The organism is Massilia sp. MP_M2, assembly GCF_039123635.1.
Taxonomy (GTDB): Bacteria; Pseudomonadota; Gammaproteobacteria; order Burkholderiales; family Burkholderiaceae_D; genus Telluria.
The window spans coordinates 201,509-219,017 of sequence record NZ_JBCHJF010000005.1 but is presented as its reverse complement, the minus strand read 5'-3'; the positions used below and the strand labels follow the sequence as shown (position 1 = coordinate 219,017).

Annotated in this window: 14 protein-coding genes; 3 read left to right on the top strand and 11 right to left on the bottom strand. The window is 64.9% G+C overall.

Annotated elements, in window-relative coordinates; translation table 11 throughout:
• Window positions 1–56 precede the first annotated feature (56 nt).
• From RCH14_RS13500 to RCH14_RS13490, 3 genes are all read right to left on the bottom strand, one after another.
• Entirely contained in the window at window positions 57–491 is a 435-nt protein-coding gene (locus RCH14_RS13500; protein ID WP_343026611.1) for a NirD/YgiW/YdeI family stress tolerance protein, read from the bottom strand.
• Window positions 492–566: 75 nt separating this feature from the next.
• Window positions 567–1,949 carry an ATP-binding protein gene (locus RCH14_RS13495; protein ID WP_343026610.1) on the bottom strand — a complete coding sequence of 461 codons (1,383 nt, stop codon included), beginning with the start codon at window positions 1,947–1,949 and terminating at the stop codon, window positions 567–569.
• Window positions 1,939–2,604: a response regulator transcription factor gene (locus tag RCH14_RS13490; protein WP_343026609.1), complete on the bottom strand. Its 666-nt coding sequence runs from the start codon at window positions 2,602–2,604 to the stop codon at window positions 1,939–1,941. Before RCH14_RS13490 ends, RCH14_RS13495 begins: the two co-directional genes overlap by 11 nt.
• 154 nt (window positions 2,605–2,758) lie before the next feature.
• Here RCH14_RS13490 and RCH14_RS13485 point away from each other — a divergent pair, with 154 nt between their 5' ends.
• Window positions 2,759–3,151, top strand: a complete 393-nt coding sequence (locus tag RCH14_RS13485; protein WP_343026608.1) for a hypothetical protein — start codon at window positions 2,759–2,761, stop codon at window positions 3,149–3,151.
• A gap of 21 nt (window positions 3,152–3,172) precedes the next feature.
• Here the strand turns inward: RCH14_RS13485 and RCH14_RS13480 are convergent, their stop codons facing one another.
• From RCH14_RS13480 to RCH14_RS13470, 3 genes are all read right to left on the bottom strand, one after another.
• Window positions 3,173–3,382 (bottom strand): DUF2945 domain-containing protein, encoded by a 210-nt coding sequence (locus RCH14_RS13480; RefSeq protein ID WP_343026607.1) that lies wholly within the window; start codon window positions 3,380–3,382, stop codon window positions 3,173–3,175.
• Window positions 3,383–3,447: 65 nt separating this feature from the next.
• Entirely contained in the window at window positions 3,448–4,587 is a 1,140-nt protein-coding gene (locus RCH14_RS13475) for a glutathione-independent formaldehyde dehydrogenase (RefSeq protein ID WP_343026606.1), read from the bottom strand.
• 239 nt (window positions 4,588–4,826) lie between these two features.
• Window positions 4,827–6,344, bottom strand: a complete 1,518-nt coding sequence (locus RCH14_RS13470) for a BCCT family transporter (RefSeq protein ID WP_343026605.1) — start codon at window positions 6,342–6,344, stop codon at window positions 4,827–4,829.
• 209 nt (window positions 6,345–6,553) lie between these two features.
• Here RCH14_RS13470 and RCH14_RS13465 point away from each other — a divergent pair, with 209 nt between their 5' ends.
• Window positions 6,554–7,525, top strand: a complete 972-nt coding sequence (locus RCH14_RS13465; protein ID WP_343026604.1) for a helix-turn-helix domain-containing protein — start codon at window positions 6,554–6,556, stop codon at window positions 7,523–7,525.
• 6 nt (window positions 7,526–7,531) lie between these two features.
• On the opposite strand, the gene RCH14_RS13460 is transcribed toward RCH14_RS13465, so the two are convergent.
• From RCH14_RS13460 to RCH14_RS13440, 5 genes are all read right to left on the bottom strand, one after another.
• Window positions 7,532–8,836, bottom strand: a complete 1,305-nt coding sequence (locus tag RCH14_RS13460; protein WP_343026603.1) for an MFS transporter — start codon at window positions 8,834–8,836, stop codon at window positions 7,532–7,534.
• Window positions 8,833–11,145 (bottom strand): family 20 glycosylhydrolase, encoded by a 2,313-nt coding sequence (locus tag RCH14_RS13455; RefSeq protein WP_343026602.1) that lies wholly within the window; start codon window positions 11,143–11,145, stop codon window positions 8,833–8,835. Before RCH14_RS13455 ends, RCH14_RS13460 begins: the two co-directional genes overlap by 4 nt.
• Before the next feature lie 46 nt (window positions 11,146–11,191).
• Window positions 11,192–13,825, bottom strand: coding sequence for a TonB-dependent receptor (locus tag RCH14_RS13450; RefSeq protein WP_343026601.1), 2,634 nt, complete (start codon window positions 13,823–13,825; stop codon window positions 11,192–11,194).
• Between the two features lie 174 nt (window positions 13,826–13,999).
• Window positions 14,000–15,379, bottom strand: a complete 1,380-nt coding sequence (locus RCH14_RS13445) for an HD-GYP domain-containing protein (RefSeq protein WP_343026600.1) — start codon at window positions 15,377–15,379, stop codon at window positions 14,000–14,002.
• Window positions 15,380–15,590: 211 nt separating this feature from the next.
• On the bottom strand, window positions 15,591–16,226 hold the full coding sequence (locus RCH14_RS13440) for a hypothetical protein (protein WP_343026599.1): 636 nt from the start codon (window positions 16,224–16,226) through the stop codon (window positions 15,591–15,593).
• Window positions 16,227–16,479: 253 nt separating this feature from the next.
• Between RCH14_RS13440 and RCH14_RS13435 the strand changes: the two genes are divergently transcribed.
• The gene (locus RCH14_RS13435; RefSeq protein ID WP_343026598.1) at window positions 16,480–17,466 is read left to right on the top strand and encodes an LLM class flavin-dependent oxidoreductase; all 987 of its coding nucleotides are present in this window, start codon (window positions 16,480–16,482) and stop codon (window positions 17,464–17,466) included.
• Window positions 17,467–17,509 lie beyond the last annotated feature (43 nt).

Sequence of the window (17,509 nt, the reverse complement as noted above, 5' to 3'; positions counted from 1 at the left end):
GCGAATCGGGCAATCATGGCGGCGAAGCCGCTATTATCGCCCGAACGCGCCAATTATTACTGCGCGACGACCTTGATCTGCTCGACGTCCACGGTGGACTCGCCGAACATCTCCTTGTCGAACTCGCCCGTGAGTTCCACCAGCGTGTTGTGATCGACCGTCACGCCGGCCGGGAAACGGTCTGCGTCGATCTCGACCGTGATCTTGCCACTGGCGTCGGTGAACTCGTAGTTCTCGTCGCCCTTGTGGCTGGTGAGCTTGCCCTTGAGGCGCACGTACTGGTCATCTTTGCCCTTGGCCAGCAAGTCCCTGGCCGTCATCAACGGCGCGCCCGATGGGCCGGCATAGCCCGCTGGCGCGGCCTTGGTGGCCGGCATTGCAGTCGGCGTTGCGGTCGGGGTTGCAGTGGCGGTTGCGGCGGTCTGGGCGACAGCGACGGCCGAACCGGTGATCAACAGGGCGATGCAGGCAAGTTGCGAAATACGTTTCATGGTCAGTCCTCGGTAGTTGGTGGGTCGTTGCCTGCACAGCGTTGGCAGGCACGGACGCATTACACCGGCGGGACATTAAACCGATCTTAAGGGCGCTTCAACATCGAGCGTGACACCAAGGCCACGCCCATCCAGGCCTGCGCCGAAGGCCAGCGCGATGCCATGCAGATCGGCGATGCGCCTGACGATCGACAGCCCGAGTCCGCTGCCCGGCTGGCCCTGCCCCAGCACGCGGAAGAATCGCTCGCTCAGGCGTGCGCGGCTCGCTGCATCCACACCCGGACCATTGTCGCGCACGGCGATGCGGTCGAACCCGGCGTGCCGGTGCGCGTCGATGGCAATCCGGCTGCCGTCCGGGCAATAGCGCAGCGCATTGTCGAGCAGGTTGCGCAGCACGATGTCGAGCATCTGCGGGTCGGCCTCGACGTGTTCAAGCTCACAGTGCACGGCAATGCTGATGCCGCGCGCCGCTGCTTCTTGCGCATGCGCGCCTACCAGGCGTTCGAGCAGCGCCGGCAAGGCCACCGGCTCGCGCGCCAGTTGTTCGCGCGCCAGCGGATCGAGACGTGCCAGCATCAGGAGGCTGTCCACCAGCCCGGTCGTGCGCGCGATATCGTGGCGTAGTTTCTGGAACGGCGCGGCCAGATCGGGATGCTGGCGCTGCAGCAGCTGCACGTGCATGTGCAGGCCCGCCAGCGGTGTGCGCAGCTCGTGCGCGGCGTCGGCAGTAAAGCGCCGCTCGGCCTGCAGCGCCGCTTCCAGGCGCCCCAGCACGCCATTGAGCGCCTGCACGATCGGCAGTACTTCGCGCGCCTGGCCGGCGGTGGCGACCTGGGTCAGATCCTGCGGCGTCTTGGCCGCGATGCTTGCCGCCGTCTGGCGCAGGGGTTTGAGCACGCGCCCGGTCAGCACCCAGCACACGAGCGCCAGCAGCAGCAGAAAGCCCAGCACTGGCAGCCACAGCGATTCGGCCAGCTCTTCCAGAATGTCCAAGCGCTTGCTCTGCTGCTGGCCGACCTGGACCTCGACGCTGCGCGCCGCGTCGCGCACGACGAACACGCGCCACGGATCGCCGTTGTTGCGCACGTCGGCAAAGCCGTCCTGCTCATCAAAATCCGTCACGAACGGCTGCCCGGGCGCGCCGCCGGTACGCTGGATGACGCGCCCGTCCGCCACGATCTGGTACTGCATATCGACCTTGCGGCCAGGACGGCTCTCGAGCCCGGAGCGCAACAACAGGCCGCGCTCGTTCCAGTCGGTGGTGGCGGCCATGATCATGTAGCCCGATTCTTCGAGCGCATCGTCGAACACATCGTTGGTTTCCCGCCAGGCGATCACGGTGACGATGCCCAGGCTGGCCAGCCACAGCACGGTGCTGGCGGCAACGATGGCCGTCAGCAGGCGCCGGCGCAGCGACCACGGCTGCGCTTGTGTCTGCACCTGCGACTTATTCACCATCGGTCTTCATCCGGTAGCCCAGCCCGCGCACGGTGACGATGCTGTCGCTGCCGAACTTCTTGCGCAGATTGTGCACGTAGACCTCGATGGCATTGCTCTCGACTTCGTCGCCCCAGCCGTACAGTGTTTCCTCGATCTGGGCCCGGGTAACGATGCTGTTCTTGCGCAGCAGCAGCGCATACAGCACGTTGTACTCGCGCGCCGTCAGCGCGATGGGGGCACCGCGCAGGCTGGCCGCCTTGGTGTCCAGGTTCAGGGCGATCTCGCCGTGCACGAGGTCATTGCTCACCTGGTTCGCGCCGCGGCGCACGGCCGCGCGGATGCGGGCCGACATTTCCTCGAGCTCGAACGGCTTGACGAGGTAATCGTCGGCGCCCAGGTCCAGGCCCTCGACGCGATCGGCCAGCGCATTGAAGGCCGTGATCAGGATGACCGCCACGCCATTGCCGGCGGCGCGCAGCTGGCCCAGCAAGGCGTCGCCGGACAAGCCCGGCAAGCCGCGGTCGAGCAGCACGCAGTCGTAGCGATGGGTCATCAGGGCCGTCTGCGCCGAGTCGCCGCGCTGGACCCAGTCGACGGCGTGGCCGTCAAGGCGCAACCAGGCCTGGATGGTGTCGCCAAGGGAAATGTCGTCTTCGACGAGCAGGATGCGCATAGTGTGGGATGAGTAGATGGAATACCTTGTCTTGCCATGCTTGCGCGGCGAGATGAACCGAATCTTAAGGCATTGGCGACGCGGATGGGAATGCGTGAGTTTTCAGCGATATTGATGCCGTAGACTAGTAATTTTCCACGTTCGACTTCACGCCATGACATTCCGACTTGTATTGACGCGCCTTGCCGTGCCGGCAGCATCGCTGATGGCATGCCTGGGCATGGTGGCAGCGGGCTCGGTGCTGGCTGCCGACGCGAATTTCTGCACATCGATGTGCGAATCGACGCAGCGCGAATGCCGCGCCCAAGCCAGCTCGGGTGGCAAGGAGCGCTTCGCGGCACCGCCGGAGACCTCAGCCCGCAATTCGCTGGCGCGCACGGCCGAGGGCGAAGTGCCCGGGCAAGGTGCGCGCGCCCTGCAGGCTGCGGGCGACACGCAGCGCCGGCTGGACCGGACTGGCGCCTGTGACAAGGCGTATCAGCAGTGCACACGCAGTTGCGTCGTCCAGCCCGATACCAAACAGCAGGCAGCGCCGGCGCAGCGCTGATCCTCAGACCAGTACGGGCAACTACGCTTTCTTCAGCGCCGACGCCTTGTGCGCCGCCTCTGCCCCGGTTTTGTCGCTGACCACCAGGTATTCAGGATGTTCTTTGGACGCCGCGACATGGTGACGCTTGATGTCGGTCGGCGCCGTCAACTTCTTCTTGATCTTGCCGGTGACCGTGCCCTGGGACGACGCCCACTCCACCTTGTCGCCGGCCTTGAACGTTGTCGTCATGGCGTACTCCTTTCAGCGCTGCGATGGACCGGGTGCCATACAATGCCCCCGGTCCACATTGCAATTTACAGGCCCGGCTTGAGGATCACCTTGGTCCAGCCGTCAGCACGCTCGTCGAACTTCTTGTACGCGTGCGGCGCTTCGTCCAGCGACAGCTCGTGCGAGATGATCTGCGACGGCTTGGCACGGCCAGTGTGGATCAGCTTGGCGAGGCTGCGGTTGTAGGCCTTGACGTTGGCCTGGCCGTTGCCGATACGCTGGCCCTTGAACCACAATTTGCCGTAGTCGAACGCCAGCTTGCCTTCCTTGGCCAGCGCGTCTTTCGCACCCGGATCTTCCGGCAGGAACACGCCCACCACACCGATGCCGCCGGTTGGCTTGACCGCTTCGACCAGATTGTTCATCGTCAGGTTCGGCACTTCCTTGCCGTGCTTGTCGCAGCACTGGTAGCCCACGCACTCGCAACCGCAGTCGGCGCCCTGGCCGTCTGTCAGTTCCTTGATCTGCGCGGCGCTGTCGCCTTCGATGTCATTGATGCCGATCGCGCCCATCTTCTCGGCCAGTGCCAGGCGGTCCTTGTTCGGGTCAACGACGAACACACGGCTCGCGCCCTTGAGGAAGGCCGACATCGCCGCCATCAGGCCCACCGGACCGGCGCCGTAAATGGCCACCGAGTCGCCCGGCTTCATCTGCGCCAGTTCGGTCGCGTGATAGCCGGTCGGGAAAATATCCGACAGCATCACGTAATCGTTTTCCTTTTCTTGCGCATCTTTTGGCAGCACCAGGCAATTGAAATCGCCATATGGCACGCGCAGCAGTTCAGCCTGGCCACCGCTGTATGGCCCCATGCCGGCAAAGCCGTAGGCCGCGCCCGCGTTGCCCGGATTGCAGGTCAGGCAAAAACCGGTCAGGCCGCGCTCGCAACTTTCGCAAAAGCCGCAACCAATATTGAACGGCAGGCAGACCATGTCGCCGACCTTGACGCGGTCGACGCCTTTGCCGACAGCGATGACTTCACCCATGTTCTCGTGACCGAGGATGCGGCCCGTTTCCATGCTCGTGCGACCTTCGTACATGTGCAGGTCGGACCCGCAGATGTTGGTGGTGGTGATGCGTACCAGCACATCGGTCGGCTTCTCGATCGTGGCATCCGGCACGTTCTTGATCTGGACGTCACATGGTCCGTTGTAGACAAGTGCTTTCATTGGGTTCCCTTCGTGAGGCGTTCGGTGAATAAAACACCTACTTTGGGAGTCGCACGATTGATGCTCTGTTCGCCAGGCCACACACTGCAGGCCAGCGGCGCGTGCGCCTACGTGGCATTGCCTGTCAGCGCGCCAAGTCGATAACGAGAGGAAATTTCACAGCGCGTTAGAAGATCAGCGCATGAAAAAACGGCCAGCCCTGACTGCGGCTGGCCGTTCGGGACGTACGAGATGGATGCTTACTTCTCGACAAACTGGCGCACGCGGCGGCGCAGTTCGCGTTCCTGCTTCTCGTGTGCCGCCCAGTCTTCACGCACCCCGCGCCAGAGCGAGATCAGCATCAGGATGATGACCAGCGAAAACGGCACGGCAAACACGATGGTCGCTGTCTGCAGCGCCTTCAGCCCCCCTGCCAGCAACAGGCTGATCGCAATACCGGCAATCAGGCCGCCCCACAGCAGCTTGGTGCGGGTGGATGGATTCGGATTGCCGCCGCTACTCATCATGCCCAGCACCAGCACGGCCGAATCACCCGACGTCACGAAGAACACCACCACCAGGATCGTGGCGACACCCGACATCAGCGTGCCGTACGGCAGCGCCTCGAACATGGCAAACAGCGCGGTGGCCGTGTCGGCGCGCACGGCATCGGCAATCGGGATCTGCTCCCAGATCTGCATGTGCAGCGCGGTGCCGCCAAAGATCGAGAACCAGATGAACGCGGCCAGTGTTGGCGCCAGCATCGTGCCCAGGATGAATTCACGGATCGTGCGGCCACGCGAGACGCGCGCAATGAACAGACCCACGAATGGCGACCACGAAATCCACCAGGCCCAGTAGAAGATGGTCCAGCTGCCAACCCAGGTGCTGTCGCGGAACGGCGTCGCGCGCAGGCTCATGCGGACGAATTCGGTGACGTAGTTGCCCAGCGTGCTAGTGAGCGTGTCGATGATCGCCACGGTCGGGCCGAGGATGAATACCGCCAGCGCCAGCAGCGCGGCCACGGTCATGTTGGCGTTCGAGAGAATCTTGACACCGCGCGTGACACCGCTGACGGCCGAACCCAGGAACATGACGGTGGCCAGCACGATGATGCCGACCTGCGAAGCCTGGCTCACTTCCAGGCCGAACACGGTGTTGAGGCCGTTATTGATCTGCAGCGCGCCCACACCCAGCGACGCTGCCACGCCGAAGGCAGTCGCCACCACGGCCAGTCCATTGAAGAACCCGCCCATATGCTTGACGATCGGCCACGGCAGCGCGTCCGTCACGGTGCTGACCAGGGCAACACCGCCGCGTCGGTACTGGAAGAAGGCAATCGCCAGCGCCACGGCGCTGTACACGGCCCACGGGTGAATGCCCCAATGGAAGAAGGTATAGCGCATGGCCGCGCCCGCTGCTTCCGGCGTGTTCGACACGGTGCCGGGCGGCGCTTCAATGTAATGCGAGATCGGCTCGGCGACGCCAAAGAACACGAGGCCAATGCCCATGCCGGCAGCAAACAGCATCGAGAACCAGCTGCCGAGCGCGAATTCAGGCTCGTCGTCCTCGTCGCCGAGCTTGAGGTTGCCGTAACGGCTAAAGGCCAGGAAGACGACGAACACGACCATGCCGAGGACAACCCAGAGGTAGAACCAGCCGAAATTGCGCGTAACGGTAGCAAGCGCGGTCTCGAAGATCGGACCCATGGTGTCGGGAGAGATGACACCCCATAGAACGATGGCGAGGATGAAGCCCGCCGATAATGCTGTCTGCATAATTTCTCCAGAGACAGGAACGCGCGGGGCGTTGTGATGGTCAAATGACCACGTAATTGTAAATGAATTGCTAACTTGCTGCGTCGCAACAATTCTCCCGTGCTACCTGTCCATACGTGCCATTTCTGTATTTTCCAGGCTACACATAGTTCGCCACGGCAGCGGGTTTGGTCGCATAATTCATCAACGCTGTCATGACGAGCCGCGATATGCCCCCGACCCACGCCGCCCACGCCGCCCTTACGCACCGCATGCCACCTGCCGCACCCTGCGTGGCGCCGCGGGTGCAGGTGTCACGTCTGTCGCGCCTGTACGAAGTCATGGACCTGATGCTCGACTCGGTCGGCGATCCGCTGGCCCTGGGCAGCCTGGCCGCATCGGCCAGTTATTCGAGCTACCACTTCGACCGCATCTTTCGTGAGCTGACCGGCTTTTCGGCGGTGGAATACCAGCGCAAGCGGCGCCTGCGCCGCGCCGCACACCTGCTGCGCCACGAACCGGACGTGCCGGTCGGGCGCATCGCGCAGGATTGCGGCTTTCCGTCCAATGCGGCGTTTGCCAAGGCCTTTCGTCAGCAGTTCGGCATGCCGGCCAAATCCTGGCGCGATGGCGGCTGGCGCGTCTACATGGATGCCCAGGTCGGGCGCGAAAGCGATGTCAGCTTCTTTGTCGCCGAGCCGGGCGAAATTACTGCATTGAACGCCCCTTACTGCGCGCCCGTGCCCGGCAGCGTCGCCGCGCGCGTCACGCTGCGCCAGTTACCGGCCTTGCAACTGCGCTACCAGCGCTTCTTCGGGCAATCCGGCGCGGCGCTGTCGCTGGCCTGCAATGCCTTTATTTGTGCACAAGAAAGCGCCGGCATCGCGCGCGGCGCGCCGTGGTACGGCGTGTTCGATGAAGATCCGGGTTTTACGGGCGAGCGCGAATACTGCTACGACTTCGGCTTCGACGCCAGCCTGCTGGCCGACCCGGGCCTGGGCCTGCGCGTGCTGCCGGCCGGGATGGTCGCGCTCCTCGAGTTTCACGGCGAGTGGCCACGCTTTCGCGCGATGTACGAAGACTGGCTCGAGCACCAAAGCGTATGGCGGCTCGATGCGACGCGGCCCCATGTCCAGAAGGTCGCGCGCACCGAAGATGGCGGCTGGCAGGGCTGGCTGGCCCTGCCGGTCAAGCGCCGCTGACCTTATCTACCTTATTTCTACCTTGTTATCAGGCGCCTCGATGCGCATGAAGCGGCTCAGCACCAGCACCGGCAGCGCGGCCACCAGCACCCACAAAAAGAAGTCGCGATAACCCAGCGCCTGCTGGATGTCGCCGCTGATCGTGCGAAACAACACAAACCCCAGCTGCATGAAGCCGGTGCCCAGCGCGTAGTGCGCCGCCTGGTAGGGGCCACTGGCCACGACCTGCATGATGAACAGGATCACGCCGACGAAGCCAAAGCCGTAGCCGAACATCTCGAGCCCCAGCGCGCCCACGATCAGCGGCATCGAGACGGGCTGCGCGTCGCTCAGGTACCAGAACACGGCATTAGGCAGGTTCATCGCCAGGATCAAGAGTGGCAATGCGCGCTTGAGGCCCAGCCAGGCCGTGAAATAGCCTCCCGCAATGCTGCCGACCAAAAAGGCCCCGGTGCCGACCGTGCCGTACACCCAGCCCACCTGGGCGGTGCTCAAACCCAGGCCGCCGGCCTCGCGCGCGTCGCGCAGGAACAGCGGCCCGATCGACTGGATCTGCCCTTCCCCGGCCCGAAACAGGATGATGAACAGGATCGCCATCCAGATGCCGCGCTTGGCAAAGAACGTCTTGAACACGTCGACCAGCGTGGTCTTGACGTCGCGCGCATGGCGGATCCGTCCCGCGAGCTTGGGCGTGGCTGGTAGCGCGTGCCAGTGGTACAGGCCCAGCGTCACCATCAGGCCACCGAGCAGCAGGAACACGACGGTCCAGGCAGAGGCGATGCCGAAGCGTTCTTCGAGTTCGCCGGCCAGGATCAAGAGGCCGCCGAGCGAAAGGAACTTGGCGGCGTTAAAAAAAGCGCCCTGCCAGCCGGCATACGCCGCCTGCTCGCGCGATGTCAGGCTGCTGATATAGATGCCGTCAGCGACGATGTCGTGGGTGCTCGAGGCCAGCGACACGATCGCCAGCAGCGCCAGGCACAAGGCAAACCACATCGGCAGTTGCAGGGCCAGCGCGACCAGGCCCAGGCAGGCGCCGCCGAAGACCTGGCAGGTGACGACCGCCATGCGCCGGCTCGGGGCCAGTTCCAGGAACGGACTCCACAGCGCCTTGAAGGCCCAGGCCAGACCGAGCAGGCCGGTCCAGCGCGCGATCTGGTCATTCGGCACGCCCATGCTCTTGAGCATCTGGCCGGCAACCAGCGCCACCGCATAGAACGGCAAGCCCTGCGCCAGGTACAGCGTGGGCACCCACGACAGCGGGTGGCGCCGTGGCGCATGGTTGACCGGGGCAACGACCAGCGTCTCGTTCATGGCGATTCCAGATTCAGGGTGACGATGCGGCTCACGCGACCGCGCGTGTCGATGCTGGCCAGTTTCACGACGCGCACTCCATGCAGCGGCACCGGGTGGACGTAACGGGGACTGCCCGCATCAGGGTCGCGGCCATCGACAGTGTAATGCAGGCCCAGGCCGGGAAAGGCGGTAGTCGCCTGCAGCACGCCGTCTTCCACCAGTGCGCCGGGCGGGGGCAGGCGGTAGTGCCAGCCGTGGCGATCGAGCCGCGGCAACTCGCGTCGGCCGAGGCGGTTGGCGAATTCATTCCAGTCCGGATCAGTAGCCTGGGGCGACCATGCGCGTTCGGCCAGACCCAGCAGGCGCGGCATGGCGAGATACTCGAGCCGCGCGCGCGAGCACACGTTCTCGCCCCAGAGCTGGCCCTGCAGACCGGTAACGCCAACGCTCGGTGCCAGAGCGAACGCATCGCGCGTGCCGACGAAACCGGCCCAGTAGTAGCCCGGTTCCAGCGGATGCTTGGCGTGCGCGAAATCGAAATACAAACTGGTGGCATTGGCCAGCACGACGTCGAAACCGGCCGCAGCCAGCTCGGTCGCGCAATCGCGCGTCGGCCCCAGACCGCCGTTGTTCCAGACATAGACATGCACGTCGCGCCCGGCCTGGCGCCGGTCGGGCGCCAGCACGCCATCGGCGCGGGGTGCCAGCGCCGTTTCTTCCCAGCCTGCAAAAGCAATCCCGTGACGCGCCAGGATCGCGCGGCAGCGCGCCTGGAAGTCGTCGCGCAACTCGCGCACATCAGTCCAGCCATGCGCGCGCATGCTGGCCTGGCAGACGGACGAACCGACCCAGGCACCGCCAGGCACTTCGTCGCCGCCCGTGTGCAGTACCTGCAGCGGCACTTCTGCTGCGCGGTACAGCGCAGCCACCTCAGTGACGACGGTATCGATGAAGCGCTCGACCGACGGCAACGCGATGCACATCACGTTGTCATGCCACAGCTGCACCGATTCATAGATCGATGCGTCGGCCGGATCGCTGAGCAGGTATTCTTCGGCGCCGGCGAAGTCGCCAGCCGCCGCCAGGCGCGCATGGCGCACGCGCATCGCCTCGACGGCCGCGCGCGCGTGGCCCGGCAGATTGAATTCGGGGATAACGTCGATGTGGCGGGCTTTTGCGTAGCGCAGGATCGTCACGAACTCCTCTGCCGTATAAAAACCGCTGCCGCTCGACGCGCCGGGCGCTGCGCCGGAGCCGAACGACGGCGGCAAGCACGGTCTGCCCGGATGCGCAACGCCGCGCTGCGCGCCGATGTCGGTCAGTTCGGGCAAGGCGGCAATCGCCAGACGCCAGCCTTCGTCGTCGGTCAGGTGAAAATGGAAGCGGTTGAGTTTATAGGCGGCCATGCAGTCGAGCAGGCGCAGCACGGTGTCGACGCTGGAGAAATGGCGGGCAACGTCGAGCATCATGCCGCGATACGCGTAGCGCGGCGCATCCTGCACCGATCCCAGCGGCAGCGCGCCATCGGGCGAGACCAGCTGCGCCAGACTTTGCAGACCGTTGAAGACCCCGTGCGCGCTGGCGCCCTTGAGCACCACGCGCTGCGCATCGATGTCGAGCGAGTACGCCTCGTGCCCTGGTTCAGTCACCGGCCCGATGGCGAGCGTCACCGCGCCCTCGCCCGGCGGCAGGTCGGCCAGCAGCGCGCGCAGGAACCGTACTTCGTTGTCCAGGCCTGGCCCATGCACGATCGACGCATCCCGCCCCAGCCGATATTGGCCGCCGGTGAAGCGTGCCGAGCGTGGACGCGGCGTGATGCGCCCGACCTCGGCCTCGTCCAGATACGACAGCGCCGCGTTCTGCGCAAAGCGCCAGGCCGCATCGGCGGTGGGCACCGCGTCGCTCCGGTGGCGCTGGCGCTGCTCGGGGCGCACGAACGGCGCAATCGCCGGGTCGCCCAGATCGACAGCCGCGCCACCCTGCGCCGGCAGCAGATAAAAGCCCAGCGGCGCATCGGTGATGCTGATCGCCCAGTGCAGCGCTTCGTAGTCGAGCGTGTGCGTCTGCCCCGGCTGCCAGGTGCCGCCGCCCGGCATCGACAGCGCGAACAGGTCGCCATTGACGTGCGCGATGGCGTAGCCGGCGCTGACGGTCTCGGCCAGGATCTTGCGGCAGGTATTGAAGCACAGCGTCCAGCCGGGCGCGATGGGCATGGCGCCATCGTTGCGCAGCACGAGGCGCGCGGCGAACGCGTCGTCGCGTATGAAGTTGCTCAGGCATTCCCAGGCGATGTGGATCGCCGGGCCGCCATCGGATCGGTCCGTCATGGGTGTCCAGGTGAAGGCGGAGCGGCCAAAGCCGCCCCTGGGCTGATTACAGCTTGCCGCGCAGGCCGAGGTAGAAGGTACGGCCGTTCGAATAGAAGGCGCGTGGCCGGTCCTCGTTTTCGGCGTACATCTTGATGGTCTCGTTGGTGAGATTAAGCGCATCGAACGTGAGCGTGAAGCGCTCGCTGAGCTTGACGTTGATGGAGCCGGCGAGTGACGGCATGTCGTCCACGTGCTGGCTCGCGCCACGGTCCACGCCTGCCTTGTACTTCGAGCGCCAGTTGTAGGCCAGGCGCGCCGAGAAGCGTTCGTTCTCGAAGTAGCCGGTCACGTTGTAGGTGTTGCGCGACGAGTTGATGAGTTCCCCGCCATCGTCGAGTTCACCGTCGGCGAACGTGTAGTTGACCAGGAAGCCGAAGTCGCGCGCCACCGGCTGCTGCCAGCTCAGCTCCACCCCGCGGTTGCGACCGCCCGTGTTGTAGGGCGACGTGATCTGGTACTCGGTCAGTGTGCTGCGCTTGTTGTTGTAATAGGTGCCGGTCGACGTGCCCTGCGCCACGATCGAGCGCAGGTCCATGTAGAACAGGCCCGCCGACAGCAATGCCTTGGGTGCGTAATACCACTCGGCGCCGATGTCGAAGTTGGTCGAGCGCACCGGCTCTAAATTGACGTTGCCACCGTTGCCGCTCAGCGCGTCGTCGTTCAGCGAGACCGAGCCACCCAGCGCGCTGTAGTCGGGGCGCGCGATGGTCTTGGCCAGCGCCGTGCGCAGCACCAGGTCGGGCGTCACGTTGTACTTCAGGTTGGCACTTGGCAGGTAGTCGCGGTAGGTACGCTTGAAGGTCGTCGGCGTGTAGGCGCCGAAGGCCGAACCGGTAATCGGCGCCGGGCCGCCCGGCAGGTTGACGATCGTGTTCTGGCGCGTCTCGACGGCGCGCAGGCCGAGATTGCCGCTCCAGCCGTCGCCGCCGAAGTCGACCATGCCGTACAGCGCCGCCGTCTTCTCGCCCACTTCGAATTCGTTCATCCAGTTATGGCGCAGCACGTAGTCGAGCAGGCGGTTGCCGGGGATCGCGCCCCAGGCGCCCAGCGCCGCGCCGTCGTACTTGAAGTAGTTCGATGCGAGATTGCCGCCCAGGTCATTGGCGAAGTCGCTCGGGTACAGCTGGCCATTCCAGGCCGGCCCAGGATTGGTAAAGCCCAGCGGGCCGGGGCGGGTTTCGAGCGGATGCTCGGCATTGCGCTGGTGGTCGGTCCAGCGCGCGCCAAAGCGCACGGCCTGGAAGGTCGGATGGTCCAGGCGCAGTTCGCCGTCGAGCTGCGCGTACTGTTCCTTGTCGACGGACTGCGATTCGCCGCCGCCGGCCCAGCCGGTCGAGCCGGGCGAGACCGTGTTGCCGCCGGGGTAGCTGACCGACGCCGGCGACAGGCCGTTCAAGCCATACACCATACCGCCGTCGACATTGTTCTGGTAGTACACGTCGTCGCGGTCCCAGCCCACGCCGCGGGTCTTGCCAAGCTTTCCAGAGAGCGTAAACCGCTCGTTGACGCGCCACTTGCCGTTGAGGTCGAGATACCACGATTCGCCGCCCGCATCCGGGCGGTAGATATTGTCGACCTCGCCAGCATTGCGCGTGAATCCGGCCGCCACCAGCGTGTTGTTGCGCACGACCGGATTGAGAGGAATCAGGTTCAGGCTATTGATCGAATTGGCCGGCGCGGCCAGCCAGTTGGTGTTCTGGTGCGGCGCTTCGAGCTTCGAATAAAAGCCGTTGACGTCCAGCGTCAGGTTGCGGTTCGGGCGCACCTCGATGTCGAAGGCGCCGCCTTCGCGCTTCTTTTCCTGCTCGAACAGCGCGGCGCCGATGAAGGTTGGCACGACCACGCCGGCCAGCGCCGGATTGGCGATCGCCGCCGCGCTGGTCGCGCTGATCGGGGTGTAGCCGAGGATTTCCTGGCCATCGCGTCGCACGGATGATTTTTCGGAGAACCCCTGGATCAGGATGCCGGCGGTGTTGGCGGCGTTCTTCCAGTTCATGAGACCCGACAGATGCGGCTTGGTCTCGCCCGACAAATCATTGTAGTTGGCCTGGACCGAGCCTTCGACGGTCAGTGGCTGGCGGAAGTCGAGCGGGCGGCGCGTGATGACGTTGATGGCGCCGGAGACGCCCCCTTCGACCAGGTCGGCGGTCGGGCTTTTCTGGACCACGATCGAGCCGACCAGCTCGGACGGCAGCAGCGAAAAGCTGCTCGAGCGGCCGACATTGCCGCCGATCTGGTTCAGCACGAACCAGTCGCCGGTGCTGATCGCGTGACCGTTGAACAGCGTCTGCTGCAGGCTCGGGCTGGTGCCGCGCAGGCTGACGCGGTCGTTTTCGCCGAAGCCGCCTTCGCCACCGGCGGACGATTGCGTGTTCACGCCGGGCAGGCGCTGTATGGCATCGGCCACGTTTTTATCGGGCATCTTGCCGATGTCTTCGGCAGTCACCACCTCGACGACGGCGTCGCTGTCGCGCTTCTGGCGCAGCGACTGTTCGAGCGCAGCACGCACGCCCGTCACCACCACGGTTTGCGGCGCCAGCACCGGCGCTTCCTGCGCGCTCGCCCCGCTCACCGCCAGGATTGCCACCGCCGCTGCGATCGCGGTCCGCTGATACTGCCGTGCCTTCAACTCATTCATGTGCGCTCCAAAACCAGGTTGGCTATCGGGTGTTGGAGCCTGTCCCAACCGATCGGGACAGGCTCTCAGTGAGCGCATTGTGGTGGCATCCGGGATGCCATGTTTGTCAAATCTTGCTATCCGGAAGAGGAATTCATCACACTGACATGTGACTGTGGCAGGAAAAGCGTTGCCTCAGTGCGCCGGAAACGGCACCAGCGCCAACCCGCGTTTGAGCGCATCGAAGCACGCCGGATCGAGCGCGGTGCCGACCGTTTTTTCCATCATCTCGAGCGCCTGCGGGATCGGAATCGCGCCGCGATACGGGCGCTCGGCGGTGATGGCGTCGAAAATGTCGGCGGTGGTGATGATGCGCGTCTCGAGCCGGATGTCCTCGGCGTGCAGGCCCCGCGGGTAGCCATTGCCGTCGAGGCGCTCGTGGTGGGCACCGGCAATCGATGCCAGTTCGGCAAACGCCGCGATGCGGCCCAGGATCGTTTCGGTGTATTCGGCGTGCTGGCGCACGGCGGCCCATTCATCGCGATCGAGCGAGCCGGCTTTGTCGAGCACGCTGTTGCTCACGCCCAGCTTGCCGACATCGTGCAGCAGCGCGCCGCGCTTGAGCCAGCGGCGACGCTGCGCCGACAGCCCGAGCGCCTCGCCGATCATGTCGGTGTACAGCGCCACGCGGGCACTGTGGCCGCTCGTGTACGGGCTCTTGGCGTCGACCACCTGACCGAAGGCGGTGGCGATGTCGTCGAGGTAGTCTTCGTCGAGCGCGACTTCGTGGCCGGCCGGCTCAAGAGCGAACACGGCGCGGTCCAGGTCCGGCGCGGCCAGCTTGCGCCAGAACGCATCGTCCAGCGCGACCTGTTCGAACGCTGCGACCAGTTTCGGATCGAACCAGCTGCCGGCGCGCGCGGTGGCTTCGCGCAGCGCGGCCTCGCGCCCGCCATCGGTGTGGAACACGTCGATCACTTGCGCCAGCAGCGCGATGCGCGCATACACGGGGATCGCATCGCCCACGAGCTGGGCCGGTTTGCCCTTGCCGTTGACGTGTTCGTCGAGCGAATAGATGCCCTCGGCCACGCCTTCCGGGAAGCGCAGCAGGCGCGCGATGTCGGCGCCGCGCTGGCAGCGGGTGGCAATCAGGCCCTGCGCGATCTCGGGGCCGTCGCGCAGGATGGTCATCACGCTGCGGAACCGTTCGGCCAGGCCGGCTTTGAGGCCAGTGTGCTTGAGCACGAAACCGAGCACCTGCGGCAGGCTGTCGCCCACCGTCTTGAAGCTGCGTTTGAAGTCGAGATCGTCTGTGAGGTACAGCTCGCAGATACGGGCCGCGTTGCTGCTGCAGCCAAGGTCTTTCAGCAGCAGCGTGTAATACAGTTCCCACAACTGGTCGTCATTCAGGCCAGCCACGCGGCCGATATGCATCCCGATCCAGCAGCAGCGCACGCAGTGGCCAGCCGGCTGGCCTTCGGTGATGTCGAGCGCATAGCTCAGCGCGCCGATCAGCTCGGAGAGCTTCATGGCGCTGGGAGCCAGCATCTCGTGCGGCGCGTCGGGGTGCATCATAATTAGTTCCGTATGGCAATAATTATGAATGTTACGCCACAACCTTCGTGGAAAATCACCGGTCCCGTAATATTGACAATTGATGCGGCGCGGATACCACAGATAACCGACCAACAACTCTGAGATGCTAGACGCGACAACACCGGCGCGAGGCCGGTGTTGTGCTGGTGGCGGCTAAGCCACCCTTACTGCTGACGCATTGCTGGTGCGATCAATAACCGCGGCCGGTGGTGCCGGTGGTGCCGGTACCAGTGGTACCCGTCGCCGTGCCAGTGCCGGTGGCGCCCGTGCCTGCTGCGCCGCTGGTGCTGCCGGTCACGCCGGTTGTACCGCTGCCCATCGTACCGGTCATGCCAGTGGTACCGGTGGCACCACTGGTGCTGCCCGTCACGCCGGTGGTACCGGTGGTGCCAGTAGCGCTGCCGGTCACGCCGGTCATGCCGCTGTTACCCATCGCGCCGCTGGTGCTGCCAGTCACGCCCGTGGTACCGCTGGTGCCGGTGCGACCCGTGGCGCCGACCGTACCTGCACGGCTGTCGACTACGCCCGCCGAGCCGGTGGTGCCGGTCGTCGGGTTGGTGCTGCTGCGGCGATCGGTTTGCGGGCTCATGGTGCTGGTGCCGGTGGCGCTCATCGACGAGCGGCCGGTGGCATCCTGCATGCCGCTACCGGTCTGGCTACCAACCTGACCGGTGCTGCCTGCCATACCAGTGCCGGTGCCGGTGCGGCCCGCCATGCCGGTACCGGTAGCGCCGGCGGTCGTGCTCGTTTGTGCATGGACTGCTGTAGCGCCCAGCATGGCAACCGTCAGCGATGCGCCGATCATTCCTTTGAGTAGCTTATTCATGGTGTTCTCCTCAATATATTTTGTAGTGCGTACTCGACACGGCAGTGCGTCGAGAGAGAAGTCCAGTGTAGAGGCCGAGCCAATATGGGCGCGCACGGTACCGCTTGGCAATAATTAATCGTCGCCCAATTGCATGCAATCTGCCTGTAATTGCACGCATTTTTCTATTAATTTTTGAGCTGACAAGAGTGTCTCTACGGAAAGTTTCGAGGAGCCGTGCACGTGTTTTTTTGCATCGGCGTATCATTGCTGGATGATTCCTTTATCGATACTCGACCTCTCGCCGATCGTTCAAGGCAGCGATGCGGCAACTTCCTTCCAAAGCTCCCTCGACCTCGCCCAGCATGGCGAACGCTGGGGCTACAACCGTTACTGGCTCGCCGAACACCACGGCATGCCAGGCATTGCCAGCGCCGCCACTGCGGTGCTGATGGCCCATGTGGCGGCCGGCACGTCCACGATTCGCGTGGGCGCCGGCGGCATCATGCTGCCAAACCATTCACCGCTCGTGATTGCCGAACAATTCGGCACGCTCGCGTCGCTTCATCCGGGCAGGATCGACCTGGGCCTGGGCCGCGCGCCTGGCTCCGACCACGCCACGGCGCGCGCGCTGCGCCGCAACCTGGCGTCGGATGCCGACGAGTTCCCGCAAGACGTCGTCGAACTGATGGATTACTTCGCCGGCGCAAGCCGCCGCCAGGTGCTGGCCGTGCCGGGTGCTGGCCTGGAGGTGCCGCTGTGGATTCTCGGTTCGAGCCTGTTCGGCGCGCAACTGGCGGCGCACCTCGGCCTGCCGTATGCGTTCGCGTCGCACTTCGCGCCGCAGATGATGATGCAGGCGATCGACATGTACCGCAGCAACTTCCGTCCTTCGGCGCAGCTGGCCGAGCCGTACGTCATGCTCGGTTTCAATGTGTTCGCGGCCGACACCGACGAAGAAGCGCATCTGCTGGCCACGTCGATGCAGCAGGCGTTCGTCGCGCTGCGCACCGGCAATCCGGGCAAGCTCAAGCCGCCAGTCAGTGGCTACCTCGAAGCACTGGATACGCCCGAGCGCATGATGCTCGACAGCGTCCTGGCCTGCTCGGCGATCGGCTCGCGCGATACCGTCGCTGCCCAGCTGCACGCGTTCATCGACAAGGCCAAGCCGGATGAAATGATGATCACGTCGCAGATCTACGACCACGCCGCCCGCCTGCACGCGTACGAAATCACGGCCGACATCCGTCGCAACAGCTAACGCTGGCGCTGATTATCTGGCGCTAAAAAAAAGCCCACCCGGC